Below are 16,039 nucleotides of genomic sequence, written 5' to 3'. Positions count from 1 at the left end.
TGGAAGAGGCTTAAGGATTGCGCCGTGGCTGCTGACGCCTTCGCGAGCAAGCCCGCTCCCACAGAGTTCACCGTTTGCCGCAATCGAGCGTCCACTGAAGATCCCTGTGGGAGCGGGCTTGCTCGCGAAGGCGCCCGCCCAGACGACAAACATCCAGAGGCTGTACCCATGCACTTCGACTTCACCGACCTGCGCCTCTACCTCAACATCCTCGACAGCGGCAACATCACCGCCGGCGCCGCCCGCAGTCATCTGTCCCTGGCAGCGGCGAGTGCACGCATCCGCGCCATGGAAGCTTCGTTGGGAATCGCGTTCCTGGAGCGAGGTCGTCGTGGCATCACCCCCACTCCCGTTGGCAAGGCCTTGGCGCAACACGCTCGCGTTTTATTGCAACAGGCAGAACGCATGCAGCAGGACCTGGCCGACTACGCCAAAGGCGTCAAAGGCCAGGTGCGTCTGCTGTGCAACACCACGGCGATCACCGAATACCTGCCAGAGCTGCTCGCGGATTTCCTGCGCGGCCACCCCAACCTCGACATCGACCTCCAGGAACTGCCCAGCACTCGCATCACCCACGCCTTGCACCAGGGTGCGGCAGACCTCGGAATCGTGTCCGACGCCGTAGACACCGAAAACTTGCAGACGCGCCCGTTTCGTGACGATCCGCTGGTGCTGATCCTGCCCCGCGATCATCCTTTGGCAGACGCCGGCCCCGTGCGCTTCAGCGACACATTGCACCACGACTACGTCGGCCTGAATGCCAATAACGCCTTGGCTGTCTACCTTGAAGAACAAGCGCTGCACGCAGGAGCACGCCTGCTGATCCGCATTCGCGCCGACGGCTTCGACGGGGTGATGCGCATGGTCGCTCGTGGCGCGGGGTTGGCCATCGTGCCCCTGGCGGCGGTCGAACGCTGGCCCGGCGATACGCCCTTCAAGACCCTTGCCCTGCAAGAATCCTGGGCCCTGCGCAAGCTCCTGCTCTGCGCCAGGGACTTCACGACATTGCCCGGTTACGCCAGGGCCTTGCTGCTCGCCTTGACTCTCCCCTGAGGGGCAGGCTTTACCCTCGGCATTTGCGCTTCAAGGACAGAAACGATGGGCAAGCGAATTCTGGTGATTCTTGGTCATCCGTCGAGCAACAGCTTCTGCGCTGCGCTCGCCGAGCGTTACATACAAGCTGCGTTGCACGCCGGGCACGAGGTGCGTCAATTATTTCTGGGCAGCATGGACTTTGATCCGGTGCTGCGTGAAGGCTATCAACAGGTTCAGCCACTGGAAGCCGACTTGCGCCGCGCCCAGTCCGACATCCTGTGGTCCGAACATCTGACGTTGATTTATCCGATCTGGTGGGGCGGAGCGCCGGCCTTGCTCAAAGGTTTTTTCGACCGAGTGTTCCTGCCCGGTTTCGCTTTCAAGTATCGCGAAGGCAACGCCTTTCCCGAGAAGTTGCTGCACGGTCGCAGCGCGCATCTGCTGGTGACCATGGACACGCCACCCTGGTACTACCGCTGGGTCTATCGAATGCCCGGGCTGCACCAGATACGTAAAACCACCCTCGCCTTTTGCGGCATCAAGCCACAACGCACACTGACGTTTGGCCCGATACTCGGCGCAAGCCAACGACAGCGTGAAGCCTGGCTGTTGCAAGCCCAGGCTATCGCCAGCCGCTGAGTGTGCCAATAATGCGCCGGGCTGTATCAAGGTAAAAAGGGACTTTTCATGTACATCGGCCAAGCCGCGCAACGCTCCGGAACCACGATCAAGAGCATCCGCCATTACGAGTCGATCGGCTTGTTGCCGGTTGCCCGGAGACTGGGAAAATACCGCCTCTACGATCAGCAAAGCGTCGATCTGCTGATCTTCATCAAGTGCGCTCAGCAACTGGGGTTCCGGCTCAAGGAGTTGCAGACGATCTTTGCCGGTCGTCAAGGCCAGGCAATGCCTTGGGCACTGGCGCAGCAGGCCATCGAGGCCAAGAAGCGCGAAATAAGCGAGCGGATTGCCACGCTCGCGCACCAGCACGAGCAATTGGTCGAGTTCGAGGGCAGTCTCCTGCAAGCCCGGATCGATTGTTCGCTGGACAGTCTCTGAGGGCATGGCGCGTTTCTGGACAGTTCGATGTCGACCCCAGACAACTGACCGGCGAGCCGACGCTATAGGGTGCGTCTTCAGTTCTCGAACGCTACTTCTTATTAGCTCAAGGCCGGAGTCCACATGACCGCACCTATTACCGTTCTTCGCGACACTCACCCGCTGCCGGTACTCGACGCCTGCAAGTGGGAAAAACTCGAAGGCGACCCGCACACCGTCAACCTCAACGCCTACACCAGCGAAGACGGCAGCAAGATCATGGGCACCTGGATCTGCACGCCGGGCAAGTGGTATGTGGAATACGTGAAGTGGGAATACTGCGACTTCCGCGAGGGGTACTGCATCATCACCCCAGAGGGCAAGGAGCCGATCCATCTGCGCGCCGGTGATATTTTCGTCGTCGAGCCGGGCATGAAAGGCACGTGGGAAGTGGTTGAGACCGTGCGCAAGTATTTCGTGTTTGCCTGATATAAAAAACCGGGAGGTCACCCGACGTGATCTCCCGGTGAATATCGATGTATAGATGCAATACCTGTGGGAGCGAGCCTGCTCGCGAAAGGGCCAGCACATTCACCACCAGTGGTGATTGATCTACCGCTTTCGCGAGCAGGCTCGCTCCCACAGGTTGTTCAACTTGACTGCCTGGCAGGAGGGCAAGTCCTTCGCCGCAAAAGCAGCTAAAGAGCTTCGCCAGCAAGCCGGCTCCTACAGGGGTTTGCGATAGCTGTTGATGATCGCCGAGAAGTCCTTGCCACCCTCCCCACGCTGACTCATCGCCTGATACAACTGCTGCGCCACCGCGCCGAGCACCACCGGTTGGTGGGCCTGACGGGCCGCTTCCGTGGCCAGTCCCAGATCCTTGAGCATCAGTTCGGCACCGAAACCGCCGGTATAGCCGCGCGAAGCCGGCGCCGTTTCGACGATGCCCGGCCACGGGTTGTACATCTCCGAACTCCAGCAACGCCCGGTGGAACTGTTGATGACGCCCGCCAGCACGGCGCTGTCGATCCCCAGGGCCTCACCCAACGCCATGGCTTCGCTGACGCCGACCATGGAAATCCCCAGCAGCAGGTTGTTGCAGATCTTGGCGATTTGCCCGGTGCCGACTTCGCCGCAACGGACGATGTTACGGCCCATCTGCGCCAACACCGGCTGCAGGGTGGCGAACAGCTCGGGCGTGGCGCCCACCATGAAGGTCAGGGTCCCCGCCGCCGCACCGCCGGTACCACCGGAAACCGGCGCATCGGCCATGACCACGCCCTGTTTGGCCGCAGCTGCTGCGACATCACGGGCGGTCTGCGGATCGATGGTGCTGCAATCCACGGCCGGCACACCCTTGGCGATACCCGCCAGCACGCCGTCTTCACCCAGCCAGACGCTACGCACATGCACCGCGGCAGGCAGCATGGTGATCACCATTTCGGCGTCTTGAGCGGCTTCACGGGCCGAAGCGCTGATGCTGCCGCCCAGTTGCTCCAGCTCCGCCAGCACGGTTTTATTCAGGTCGACCAAACGCAGCGAATGGCCGGCCTTGATCAGGTTGCGCGCCATCGGCGCGCCCATGTTGCCGAGACCGATAAAAGCGATTTTCATGTCCGGCTCCTTAACGCAGGTTGATAGTGGTATTCACACCGTCGTTGACGCTGTTGTCATCGAACCAGCGACTGGTGACAGTCTTGGTTTGAGTGTAGAACTGCACCACTTGCTTGCCATACGGGCCGAGGTCGCCGAGTTTGGAACCGCGCGAACCGGTGAAGCTGAAGAACGGCACCGGCACCGGAATCGGGATGTTGATACCGACCTGGCCGACGTCGATTTCGCTCTGGAATTTGCGCGCCGCCGCACCGCTCTGGGTGAACAATCCCGTGCCGTTGCCGAACGGGTTGGCGTTGACCAGCGCGATGGCCTCATCGAGGGTATCGACTTCCAGCACCACCAGCACCGGGCCGAAGATTTCCTGGGTGTAGATCTGCATCTCGGGCGTCACGCCGGAGAACAGGGTCGGGCCGACAAAGTTGCCCTTCTCGAAACCTGGGACAGTGATGTCGCGACCGTCCAGTTCCAGCTTGGCGCCTTCCTTGATGCCGCTTTCGATCAGGTCGAGAATCCGCGCCTTGGCTTTTTTCGAAATCACCGGGCCGACATCGGTGCCCGGTTCGCTGCCGGCATTGACCTTGAGTTTCTGCGCCAGCGCCTTCAGGTCGGGCAGCCATTGCCTGGCCGCGCCCACCAGCACCACCACAGACGTGGCCATGCAACGTTGACCGGCAGCACCGAAACCGGCACCCACCAGCGCATTGAGCGCTTGTTCGCGGTTGGCATCCGGCAGCACCACGGCGTGGTTCTTCGCGCCCATCATTGATTGCACGCGCTTGCCGTGTTTGCCGGCCAGGTCGTAGACGTGCGTACCGACTGCAGTCGAACCGACGAAGGACACCGCCTTGATGTCCTTGTGGGTGCAGAGCGCATCCACCACGTCCTTGCCGCCATGAACGACGTTGAGCACGCCCGCTGGCACGCCGGCTTCGATCGCCAGCTCTACCAGCAGCATGGTCGACATCGGGTCCTGTTCGGACGGCTTGAGCACGAAGGTGTTGCCGCAGGCGATGGCCATCGGGAACATCCACAGCGGAATCATCGCCGGGAAGTTGAACGGGGTGATGCCGGCGCACACGCCGATCGGCTGGCGCAGGGTGTAAGTATCGACGCCGCCAGCGACGTTCTCGGCGAATTCGCCCATTTGCAGGCTGCCGATGGAGCAGGCGTGCTCCACCACTTCCAGGCCGCGGAAGATATCGCCTTCAGCGTCGGCGATGGTTTTACCCTGTTCATTGCTGAGCACCACGGCGATGCGCTTGGAGTGCTCGCGAATCAGTGCCTGGAGCTTGAGCATGATGCGCATCCGCGCGCCGATCGGCGTCAGTTTCCAGGTCTGGAAGGCGCGGTGGGCGGCGCTGATCGCGGCGTCCACTTCCTGCGCGGTGGCGAACGGAACCTTGGCCAGCACTTGCTGGGTGGCCGGATTGATGATGTCGTGCCATTCGGTGGTCTGGGACTCAACCCACTGGCCGTCGATCAACAGCTTGACCTTTTGAACGGTAGTGTCGTTTGGCGTGAGCGATGCGTTCATGCTGGTCTCCTGGACGTTGTTGTTATCGAGAGAACTGTTAGTAAGCCAAGGCGAAAAAGCCGTTCTGTGGGAGCGAGCTTGCTCGCGATGGTCGTTAACGATAACGCGTGTTTATTGGCTAAACGCGGCGCACTTGAGTCCATCGCGAGCAAGCTCGCTCCTACAACATCATTACGCCTTGCGATGAGACGTGTGTCGCGATTTGGTTGTCGGACTGTTTTTGGAGTATAGATGTGCAAACTTCTAATAAGAACGCACATAAAAGCCGGTCCATCATGCAAAAAAACATCACCTCCCTAGGTTCGCTGAACTGGGATGACCTCAAGTTTTTCCTCGAAGTCGCCCGCACCCGCAAGGCCAGCACCGCGGCCAAGCGCCTGGCGGTGGACTACACCACCGTGTCGCGGCGCATCAGCTCGCTGGAAGCGGCACTGGGTACCCTGCTGTTCGAGAAATCCCGCACCAGCGGGTTCGTCCTGACCGCCGAAGGTCAGCGGCTGCTCGGTTACGCCGAGTCGATCGAAAGCACCCTGCACATGGCCTGCGAGCAGGTCTCGGGGTCTGGAGTGGCGTTATCCGGCCATGTGCGCATGGGCTGCACCGAAGGTTTCGGCAGCTTTTTCATCACCCCGCAGCTGAGCCATTTCGTCGACGCCTACCCGGCGATCTCGGTCGACATCCTGCCGCTGCCGCACTTCATCAGCCTGTCCAAGCGCGAGGCAGACATCGTTATCGCCCTGGAGCGACCGGAACACGGTCCCTACGTCTGCTGCAAACTCTGCGACTATCGATTGCAGCTTTATGCGACCCAGGATTATCTGGACAAGCACCCACCGATCCGCAGCCCGGCAGACCTGGGTAAACATTCATTCATCAGTTATGTCGACGATCTGGCGTTCAGCTCGGAGCTGTTGTACCTGGCCAACGTGCTGCCGGGCGCCAGCGCCAACTTGCGCAGCACCAGTGTGATCGCGCAATTCGTCGCGGCCCAGCAAGGACGGTCGCTGGCGATTCTGCCGTGCTTCCTGGCCGCCCAGGATTCGCGCTTGCTGGCGGTATTGCCGCAAGAGATCACGATCACGCGGCAATTCTGGATGTACTGCCGAGAAGACCTGCGCAAGCTCAAGCGGATCACCTTGCTGTGGGATTACATCCGCACGGTGACCGAGCAGAATCAGCGCCTGTTGATGGGGGAGAGCCGGGACATGTTGTTCGCCGACTAGTCGGCGTTCGCACAGTGTCCCCGCGCCCTTTCAATCACCCGCCAAGGGCGTCTCTTCCAGGTGCAGCATCAGCCCGCTCAAGCGCTTGACCTTGCGCCGCACCGCCTCTTCGAACACGCCGGCACGGGGTTCGATCAAGGTGAACCAGTGCTTGGCCCGGGTGATCCCGGTATAGATCAGCTCTTTGGTGAGGACCGGGTTGAGGGCGTCCGGCAGGATCAACGCCGTATGGGCGAATTCCGAACCCTGGGATTTGTGCACGGTCATGGCGTACACGGTTTCGACATCATTGAGCCGGCTTGGCAGGACAAACCGCACGCCGCCCTGCCCGTCATTGCGCGGGAACGCCACACGCAGCACCCGCTTCCCGGCCTCGGGGCCGTCACGTTCCGGCAACTTGAGCGCGATACCGATATCGCCGTTCATCAGGCCCAGGCCATAGTCGTTACGGGTCATCAGCACCGGGCGGCCTTCGTACCATTGGTGGTCGCTGTCGATCAGCCGCGCCTTGAGCAGTGCAGCGGTGACCCGCTGATTCAAGCCTTCCACCCCCCACGGGCCTTTGCGCACGGCGCACAACAACTGGAACGCGTCGAAGGCTTGCAACACGCCACGAGCCCAGTCGACCCAGGATTGATCATGCAGGGGGCTGTCGATCGCTGGCCGCTGACTGCGCAACAAGGTCAGGTAATGCCGATAACCTTGCGGCCCGTCGCCATGCCCCTCGAGCAGCAGGCGTTCCAGCGCCCGATCCTGCTCCCCCTTGAGGGACAGGCTAAACACGTCGTCGTGACTGCGTGTCGCCAGGAGCTTGCGCGCTTGCTCAGGGTGCTGCTGGTTGACCCAGCGCGCCAGTTGCCCAATGCCGCTGCCCTCGCCGAACCGTCGGGAGTGGCGCAGCATCACCACTTGCTGAGCGAGTGGATGAGTCCCGTCGATGTCTTCGTGCAAACCACTGGCGCCCAGATCTTCACCACTGACCGACTCCAGCCACTGCCGGGTCTGCGGGCTGTACCAACCGGCCTCGGCATCGCGACACAGATCGCCGAGCACGGCGCCGGCCTCCACCGATGCCAACTGGTCCTTGTCACCCAGCAGCACCAGGCGGGCATGGGTCGGCATGGCGTCGAGCAGGTTGGCCATCATCTCCAGGTCGATCATCGAGGCTTCGTCCACCACCAGCACATCCAGCGGCAGGCGATTGCCCGCGTGATGCCGGAAGTGGCGGGTACCGGGACGGCTGCCGAGCAGGCGGTGCACGGTGGTGACGTCCGACGGGATCTTGGCCCGTACCCCTTCGTCAACTTCCAGGGTGCGGACCTGGGCACTGATGGACTCGGTCAGCCGCGCCGCGGCTTTGCCGGTGGGGGCGGCGAGACGGATGCGCAAGGGTTTGCCCGCCTCCACCGCTGGCGCCTGGAGCAGCGCCAGCAAGCGCACGACGGTGGTGGTTTTACCCGTGCCCGGGCCGCCGGTGACGATGCTGAAAGCGCTGCGGGTCGCCAGGGCGCAGGCGAGTTTCTGCCAGTCGATCACTTCGCCGGGCCGGGCGGGGCCGAACAGGCCGGTCAGGCGTTGGGACAAGTCGTCCGGGGTGGTTTCGTGTTCCGCCAGGCGTTGGCGCAGCGAGTGATCGATACGCCGTTCGTAAGCCCAGTAGCGACGCAAGTACAGGCGTTTGCCCGATAGCACCAATGGCCGCTGCTGCGCGGCTTCCCGAGCATCGACCGCCAATGCGACCAGGTTGCTGGCGGCCAGCACCTTGCACCAGTGAGCGCCGTCCAGCGCCTGGAGCAATTGCGACGGCAACAGCATCGCGTCACTGTGCAGATCCCCTTCGGGCGGCAACGACAGGGCGAAGTCCGGCTCTTTGAGGGTCTCGAACAGATCCAGGCAGACATGCCCGTGGCCCAGTTGGTGACTGGTCAGTGCCGCGGCCAGCAGCACCAGGGGATCATCATCGGGCGCGAGCTCATGCAGAAAGGCGACGAAGGCCTTGTCCAGCGCCCGCAACCAACCGCGTTCGACCCAGCGCGTGAGCAACAGCAACAAGTCATCGGCGCGAATCAAGGGGGCCAGGTCCGCCAGGCTGTCGGCGGCCAATGGCGTGGGCAGCAAATCGGCGAAGGTGCGGCTCATAACAGTTCTCCCTGTACCCAGGCCGGTTCTGCCTTGGGCTCTGGCTTGCCCTGGAACATCCGGTCCAGGCGCTCGATCAGTTCTCTTGGCGGACGGGTGAAGTACACGCCCTGGCTGGGTGCGCGCGTTCCCCGCAGGAACAGGTACAACGCACCGCCGACATGCCGGTCGTAATCGTAATCGGCAAGCCGCGCCTTGAGCTGACGGTGCAGGGCCAGCAGGTAGAGCACGTATTGCAGGTCGTAACGGTTGTCGAGGATCGACTGTTCCATGGCCTGCTGGGTGTAGGCCATGTCATCGACACCCAGCCAGTTGGATTTGTAGTCGGCGACGTAGTAGCGGCCGTCATGCTCGAATGTCAGGTCGATGAAGCCCTTGAACATGCCGTTGAGCATCACCGGTTCGGCGGCCACCCGCGCCACGCCGTTGTGGGTGTATTGGCGCACGAGCTCATCGAGCTTGAGCACATCGACCTTGTGGCTGGCGAACCAGAATTCCATTTCGACGCGGTATTGGCTCAGTTGGCCGAAAACCACTGGCGCCTGTCCGGCACCGACAGGCAGCGGCGATTTGAGCAGATGCTGCAGCCAGTCACTCAGGGCAGTAATCCAGCCTTCCCAGCCGCGACGGTTACAGCGCCGCGCAATGGCGTCTTCCACCGCTTGCGGTGTGGCGGCAAAACCTTCGTCGCCGGCCCACTCCAGCAAGCCATGCAGAAACGTACCGGGACCCGGGCCACGGGGGAATCGATGGATGTCCGCGCCGCCGGCTACCACCTCTCGTGGTGCTTGCGGATCGAGGCGTTCGTCGTCGAAGAGTTTTTGCGCCTGCGGGCTCTCGGGGGCTTCGTCACTGCCCTCGCTCAGTCTCTCGCCAATGCGCAAGGCACTGTAAGAGGCGATCCACCAGTTTTCACTGGCCTTGCGCTGGGGGATCCGCGCAGCGAGCAGTGCCGCTTCGTTGTGGGGCGGATGGTAATGCTCGGCGCTCGCTTCAGGCATGTCGCCGTAGCTCAGTGCCGGGCAATCCTGCTGCAGGTCTTGCAGCCAACGCTGCAACCCGGCCGACTCAGCCAATGGCGCACCGCCCCCCAGCAAATAGCCCAACGCCGACAGGTGCAGCACCGAGCTGTTGTTATTGCCGCGCTTGAGATCGGTCACCCCGAGCCAGCAAGCATGCTGGGCCCGGGTCAGGGCCACATAGAGCAAGCGCAGATCCTCGGCCAGACGCTCATCGTCGGCCAGGGCAATCAACTCGGCCGTGGGTTTCAAAGTCACTTGGGCCTTGCCGCTGGCATCGTGGTAATGCAGCGGCAGACGACTGCCATCCACCGGCTTCGCCGAGCAAATGAACGGCAGGAACACCAAGGGGTACTCAAGCCCCTTGGACTTGTGAATGGTCACCACCTTGACCAGTTGTTCATCGCTCTCCAGGCGCAGGATCTGCTCTTCGCCCGCCTGCCCGGACAACGCCAGGTGCTCGGACAGATGCCGGATCAGCGCCTGCTCGCCATCGAGTTCGGCTGCCGCCTGTTGCAGTAACTCGGACAGGTGCAGCAGGTTGGTCAGCACGCGCTCGCCATCGCTGCGCGCGATCAATGCCTGGGGCAAGCGGAAGTCATGCAGCAAGCGCCGCAGCATGGGCAATACACCTTGCTTGCGCCACAATTCGCGATAACCGCGGAACTGCATGACCCGGGCTTCCCAGGCCAGTTCGTCCTGATTTAATCGTTCCAGTTCGGCCAGCGACAGGTTCAGCGTGATGCAAGCCAGGGCAGCCCGCAGTGGACGCTCGACATCCGGCTCGGCGCACGCCTTGAGCCAGGTCAATACGTCGTGGGCTTCCTGGGCGGCGAACACCGAGTCCTTGTCCGACAGGTAAACGCTGCGCACACCCCGGACCGAGAGTTCGGCGCGCACGGCCTGGGCTTCCTTGCCGTCGCGCACCAGGATCGCGATATCCGCCGGCAACAGGCCGCGAAAATCTCTGCCTTCCTGGATGAAGCCGGCGCGACCATGTTGCCCACCATTGAGCAACGCCGTGATTTCGCTGGCGCACGCGGCGGCCAGCTGTTGCCGGTAGACCGCGCCGGAGAGTGGTTGATCGGCAGCCAGGTGCCAGACATTCAGGGCGGGGACAGCCCGGCCTTCAATGTGCAGCACTTCTTTGCGGCCCTGGGATTCGACGGGCAGGAACGGCACCGGGTTCTCGCCGTTCTTTTCACGAAACAGAAAAGCGCCCCGCCCTGCCTCCCGGGACTCGGCACGCTCGAACACATGGTTGACCGCACTGACCATGCCGTGACTGGAGCGGAAGTTGGTGCCCAGGGTATGCAGGCGGCCAGCGGTGGCCTGGCGGGCGCGCAGGTAGGTATAGATGTCGGCGCCGCGGAAGGCATAGATCGCCTGCTTCGGGTCGCCGATCAGGAACAGGCCGCTTTCCGGGTTGTTGTCTTCGATGCGATAGATGCTTTCGAAGATCCGGTATTGCACCGGGTCGGTGTCCTGGAATTCGTCGATCAAGGCCACCGGGAACTGCTCGCGGATCAAGGTGGCCAGACGTTCGCCGCCCTCGGCTTGCAAGGCTGCATCGAGCCGCAGCAGCATGTCGTCGAAGCCCATTTCCGCGCGTCGGCGTTTCTCTTCCTCGAACCGTGCACCCACCCATTGGGCGGCATGTTGCAGCACTGCCGCATCGGGCGTCGGCAATCCATCGAGGCTGAGTTTCAAGCCTGGCATCGCATCCAGGCCGGGATGACGGGGCGACTCGCCTTTCCAGGCTTCAGCCATGCCATCCGGGGTGAGGCGGGTAAAGCCGGTGCCGATATCCAATTGTTCGAGGGATTCGTCCTCGGCCCAGGTTTTTATTTTTTCGAACCAGGGCTCGAAGTAACGCGCCTGCATCTTGCGCCCATCGACGCTCTTGCTCGCAACGCCCTGATGACACAGGGCAAGCAGCTCATCCGCCCACTGGCGCCAAGGCATCTTGAGCTCGAGCAAGGCAGCCCGGCGTTCCAACAGGCATTGCGCGATCAATTCGGCGGGCGCTTGACCCGCGACATTGTCACGCTCGCTGGCAAACAACCCACGTACTCGCGGCAACAAGGCCGCCGGGCCGCCCCAGTTGCTGCGCACCCAATTCAGCGCATCGCCTTGCATCGGGTAGCAGAACATTCGCCAGTAATCGCGCAGGACCTCTCCGAGCAAATCGCTGTGATCGGTTTCCAGGGTCTGGGTGAACAGGCTGCCGCTGTCGAACGCGTGTTCGCGCAACATGCGCTGGCACCAACTGTGGATGGTCGAGACGGCGGCTTCGTCCATCCACTGGGCGGCGATATCCAGGCGGTTTGCGCAGCCGGACCATTGCTCGGGCAGGTACTGGTCACGCAGCTGGGCAATCAGCGCGTCAGGCGCCGGGGTTTCCTCGCGGAAATACCGTGCCGCCTCGGCCAGACGTGTGCGAATACGTTCGCGCAGCTCTTTGGTGGCCGCATCGGTGAAGGTCACGACCAGGATTTGCGGGGGTAACAGCTCGCGTCCGAACCCGCTGGGCTCCCCACCGTGACCCAGGACCAGGCGCAGATAAAGGGCGGAAATGGTGAAGGTCTTGCCAGTCCCGGCGCTGGCTTCGATCAGTTGACTGCCACGCAGCGGGAAGGCCAGGGCCAGCGGTGTTTTCGTGGTCATGGGCGCGCTTCCTCGCTGGTCAGTGAACGCCAGGGCGCTTCAAACAGTGGCCGATACAAGGCGTCGCACCAATCGGGAAATGTCTCGTCGGCCATCAGCACGTCGAAATCGGCGAATTGACGGCCCAGCGCCGGGCTTTCACGACGCTCGCCATCGGTGGTCAGGCCATCGCCTTCATAGGCCTTGCGCGCAGCGGCCTGAGCCTTGACCGGATCGGTCTGGCCCAGCCAGGCGAAGGCGGTCTTCACCGCGATGGGCAGCGGTTGACGCATCCCGGTTTGCCAGGCCAGCAACAGGTTGCCCAGAATCCGCGAGGCCGCGCCCTGCTCCATCGGCGCGAGCAGCAGACTGTCATCGCTGGCCACCAACGCCGTGGTCAACGCCATGCCACTGGCGCAGGCCACCAGATGGTTGACCCATGGCCGCGTCAGGCGATGCCATTTGCGCGACTTGATCGAACCGATGCTGTTGGGGATCGTCGTGACCGACAGCACACCTCCGTCGGCACGCTGATGCAGGCCGCTGAGCCAACCTTCCAGTCGCAGGCCTTGCAGCTCCAGGCTCACCGGCAGCGCGCTGGTGAGCGGTGTCGGCCATAACGCCAGCAGTTGCCGGTAGCGCTGCAGCAGATCCGGCAATGGCTCGATCAATTCTCGCTGCAGGCATTCGCCAAAACCGGCCATGGGCAGCAACCCGCTGTGTTGCAGACGCCTGGCTTGCGCCTCCAGCGCCTGATCAGTGTGTTCGGGCTGTCCCAACGCCGCTTCAAGCAGCCTGTCGCTGAGGCTGTAGCGTTGCAGCGCGTCGAGTACAAAGGGCTCTTCATCGGCCAGGGGGATGTCTGCCGCTTCGAAGAACACCTTCAGGCGCTGGCTAAAGAAATGCCGTACCGGATTGCGAAGGAAATCCTGCAATTGACCGAGGCTCAGTGGTTCTTCCTGAAGGTAGGCATCGAGGACTTCGATCTGCGACTCGGGTTCGCTCGCTTGATGCAGCACCTGCCATTCGTTGGCATAGCTGAACAGCTCATCACCTTCGTGGAAATAACGGGCGCTGAAGGGTTGCAACGGGTGCTCCTGAGTCATGGCCTCCAGCAGGTCTTCGTCCGCTGCGTGCAACCGCCAGCCGCTGCCCAGATGGTCACGCAACTGGCCAATCAACACCGATGCGGGTCGCTCGCTGTTATCGCGAATGCTGCGGCCGACCCAGCTGATATACAGTTGCTCACGCGCCGACAGCAGGGCCTCCAGCAGCAGGTAGCGATCATCTTCACGCCGGGAGCGATCGCCGGGGCGGTAATCACTGCCCATCAGGTCGAAGTCCAGCGGTGGTTGCGCCCGCGGGTAATCGCCGTCATTCATGCCCAGCAGGCAGACCAGCTTGAACGGGATCGCTCGCATGGGCATCAAGGTGCAAAAATTGACAGCACCGGCCAGGAACCGCTGGGACAAGCGCCCTTGATCCAGCCCGGCCAACCAGGCTTCACGGACGACGGTCAGGGGTAAAGCGTCGTGCAAGCCGACTGATTCACAGGTCTCGAGCCAGGTTTCACGCAAGGCTTCGAGCTGGGACAGCACGTAGTCGTCATGCTCGTTGCTCGCCAGGAAGAACAACTGCACCAAAGCTTGCAGGCGCGTACCCCACTGCTGGGGGGGAGCAGGCCGAGAGAGTTCCTGGTGGGCGATCTCCAGCGCATCCAGCAGCGCGACCAATGGACCGATGAGCGCGGCATCCAGGCCACCGATCTCATCGTAGGGCTCGATGCCCTCGCAGGCACCGGCGCTGCCCACGGCATAACCGAGCAGCATCCGACGCAGGCCGAAGCGCCAACTGTTCTGCTCCAGCTCCGCGGGCAGACCGAGACCCGCACGCTGCTGTGCGTTCATGCCCCAGCGAATGCCCGCACCTTCGATCCAGCGGTGCAGGGTTGGCAGGTCACGCTCCTCCACCGCGAAGCGTGCGCGCAGTGCCGGAACGTCCAGCAAGTCGAGGATTTCGCTCACCGGGAACCGACTGTCAGGCAGTTTGAGCAAGTGTTCGACAGCGATCAGTAGCGGATCACGGCCACGTTGGCCCTGGTCTGCCAGGGTAAAAGGAATGAAGCGCGGATCATGACGTTCAAGCTGGCCAAATACCGCCCGGATATGCGGAGCGTAGCTGTCGATATCCGGGACCATCACGATCACGTCGCGGGGTCTCAATTGCGGGTCGGCACTGAAGCGCGCGAGCAATTGATCGTGGAGGATTTCCACTTCGCGCTGAGCGCTGTGGGCAATGTGAAAACGGATCGATTCGTCCTGCTCCAGGTCCACCGCCGGCCAGCGCTCGCGAGTCTCGTTCAGGGGACGTAATTCAAGAATGTCGTCCTGCAGCTGATTGAGCATGTTCTGCGGTTGGCTGTCGCTGAACAGGTCAATGCGCCCGTCGCGAAATGCCGAACGATAGCTGTTGGGGTCATCGTAGCTGTCGAGCAGGTTGATGTAGTCCCGCCCCTGCTTGCCCCATGCCGCCAGCAGCGGGTGGGCATGTTGATGCAGGGTTTGCGGATCGAGCACCACCGGCATGCCGTGCTTGCGAGCCTGCCGCTTGTATTGATGCCGCAACAGGTCTTTATCGGCGACGATGTCTGCCCAATGGTGACGACAGGGGTTGTGCACGCACAGCAAAACCTGGCTGAAACGAGACAGTCCGGCCAGGGCTTCCAGGGCTTGAGCCGGCAGCGAGGAAATCCCGAAAACGATCACCCGGGAAGGCAATCCGCCGGGTGCCACTTCGAGGTTGTTGATGCGTTCGATGAACCGCTGATGGACACCGGCACGGCTTTGCGCCATGCCTTGCTCACCTACATCCAGCAACAATGCACGCCACAATTCTGCCTGCCAGCAGTTGGCCGGGGTCAGGGGTTTGGTTTCGCCTCTGGCGCTGCGTAATTGATGGCGGCCTTCGGCCCAGTCTTCGAGCCAGTCGGCCCGGTATACCTGGTACTGGTCGAACAGATCCGCCAGTCGCTCGGCCAGCTGGTAGCGCTTGCGTAAATCACTGTCATTGGCCAGGAAGCGCTGCAGGGGCTCGAAATGCGGTTGGTCGATCAACTGCGGCAGCAGGCGCATCAGGCGCCAGGTCAGCGGGGCTTTATCGAGCAGGGACTTGACCGGGATCTCGTCACGACCAAGGACCATGCGATAAAGCTGCCACATGAAACTGCCTGGTAACTGCACGTCGATGGCCGCAGCGATGCCACAGCCACCCATGTCGTCATCTTCCGGGTCTTCGGCCAGTGCCAGCTTCAGCCATTGGGCAATGCCGTTGCTCTGTACCAGGGCGATTTCATTTTCCAGGGGCGCCAGCGGGTAGCGCCGCATCCAGCTGACTACAAGGCTGCGCAACTCGTCCAGGCGGTTGCCGTGAACCACCATAAAACCAGCAGTGAGGGACGTCGCGTCCGGCATAAAGGCTTCCTTGGGGAAAGCAAAATCGAGGAATGGACTTTAGCATTGAAGGCGATGTGTGTAGGAGCGAGCTTGCTCGCGAAGAACTAGAGGACACCGCGGGGTGTTAGGAGGCCAGCGTCATCGTTGACGTCCTTCGCGAGCAAGCTCGCTCCTACAGTGGATTTCCTGAGGACAAAAACAAAACCCCTACCTGCATGCGCAGATAGGGGTTTCGGAATTTAATCTTGACGATGACCTACTCTCACATGGGGAAACCCCACACTACCATCGGCGATGCATCGTTTCACTGCTGAGTTCGGGATGGGATCAGGTGGT

At 62.1% G+C, this 16,039-nt stretch carries 10 protein-coding genes and 1 rRNA gene; 5 read left to right on the top strand and 6 right to left on the bottom strand.

Annotated features, from left to right (window positions below; all coding sequences use genetic code 11):
* Nucleotides 1-168 precede the first annotated feature (168 nt).
* The 4 genes from J2W17_RS22020 (at nucleotide 169) to J2W17_RS22005 (ending at nucleotide 2,562) form a co-directional block, all read left to right on the top strand.
* Nucleotides 169-1,053 (top strand): LysR substrate-binding domain-containing protein, encoded by an 885-nt coding sequence (locus tag J2W17_RS22020; protein ID WP_307339340.1) that lies wholly within the window; start codon nucleotides 169-171, stop codon nucleotides 1,051-1,053.
* Nucleotides 1,054-1,098: 45 nt separating this feature from the next.
* On the top strand, nucleotides 1,099-1,674 hold the full coding sequence (locus tag J2W17_RS22015; protein WP_307339338.1) for an NAD(P)H-dependent oxidoreductase: 576 nt from the start codon (nucleotides 1,099-1,101) through the stop codon (nucleotides 1,672-1,674).
* 48 nt (nucleotides 1,675-1,722) lie between these two features.
* A complete protein-coding gene (locus tag J2W17_RS22010; RefSeq protein ID WP_307339335.1) occupies nucleotides 1,723-2,094 on the top strand; it encodes a MerR family transcriptional regulator in 372 nt (123 codons plus the stop codon).
* 123 nt (nucleotides 2,095-2,217) lie between these two features.
* Nucleotides 2,218-2,562, top strand: a complete 345-nt coding sequence (locus tag J2W17_RS22005; protein WP_274074128.1) for a cupin domain-containing protein — start codon at nucleotides 2,218-2,220, stop codon at nucleotides 2,560-2,562.
* A 237-nt stretch (nucleotides 2,563-2,799) separates the two neighbouring features.
* On the opposite strand, the gene mmsB is transcribed toward J2W17_RS22005, so the two are convergent.
* Nucleotides 2,800-3,687: a 3-hydroxyisobutyrate dehydrogenase gene (gene mmsB / locus J2W17_RS22000; protein WP_307339328.1), complete on the bottom strand. Its 888-nt coding sequence runs from the start codon at nucleotides 3,685-3,687 to the stop codon at nucleotides 2,800-2,802.
* A 10-nt stretch (nucleotides 3,688-3,697) separates the two neighbouring features.
* Nucleotides 3,698-5,224, bottom strand: a complete 1,527-nt coding sequence (locus J2W17_RS21995; protein WP_307339325.1) for a CoA-acylating methylmalonate-semialdehyde dehydrogenase — start codon at nucleotides 5,222-5,224, stop codon at nucleotides 3,698-3,700.
* Between the two features lie 275 nt (nucleotides 5,225-5,499).
* On the opposite strand from J2W17_RS21995, the gene J2W17_RS21990 reads away from it, so the two are divergent.
* The gene (locus tag J2W17_RS21990; protein ID WP_307339322.1) at nucleotides 5,500-6,447 is read left to right on the top strand and encodes a LysR family transcriptional regulator; all 948 of its coding nucleotides are present in this window, start codon (nucleotides 5,500-5,502) and stop codon (nucleotides 6,445-6,447) included.
* 30 nt (nucleotides 6,448-6,477) lie between these two features.
* Here the strand turns inward: J2W17_RS21990 and recD are convergent, their stop codons facing one another.
* From recD to rrf, 4 genes are all read right to left on the bottom strand, one after another.
* Complete coding sequence (gene recD, locus J2W17_RS21985; RefSeq protein ID WP_307339319.1) at nucleotides 6,478-8,586, bottom strand: exodeoxyribonuclease V subunit alpha; 2,109 nt, start codon at nucleotides 8,584-8,586, stop codon at nucleotides 6,478-6,480.
* Entirely contained in the window at nucleotides 8,583-12,272 is a 3,690-nt protein-coding gene (gene recB / locus J2W17_RS21980) for an exodeoxyribonuclease V subunit beta (protein WP_307339315.1), read from the bottom strand. Before recB ends, recD begins: the two co-directional genes overlap by 4 nt.
* Nucleotides 12,269-15,721 (bottom strand): exodeoxyribonuclease V subunit gamma, encoded by a 3,453-nt coding sequence (gene recC / locus J2W17_RS21975; RefSeq protein WP_307339312.1) that lies wholly within the window; start codon nucleotides 15,719-15,721, stop codon nucleotides 12,269-12,271. Before recC ends, recB begins: the two co-directional genes overlap by 4 nt.
* A gap of 225 nt (nucleotides 15,722-15,946) precedes the next feature.
* Nucleotides 15,947-16,039 (bottom strand): 5S ribosomal RNA (gene rrf / locus J2W17_RS21970); the annotation flags it as partial.

The organism is Pseudomonas lini, from assembly GCF_030812475.1.
GTDB classification, from domain to species: domain Bacteria; phylum Pseudomonadota; class Gammaproteobacteria; order Pseudomonadales; family Pseudomonadaceae; genus Aquipseudomonas; species Aquipseudomonas lini_A.
The sequence above is the reverse complement of the archived record's forward strand: the minus strand, read 5'-3'. Positions and strand labels throughout refer to the sequence as shown.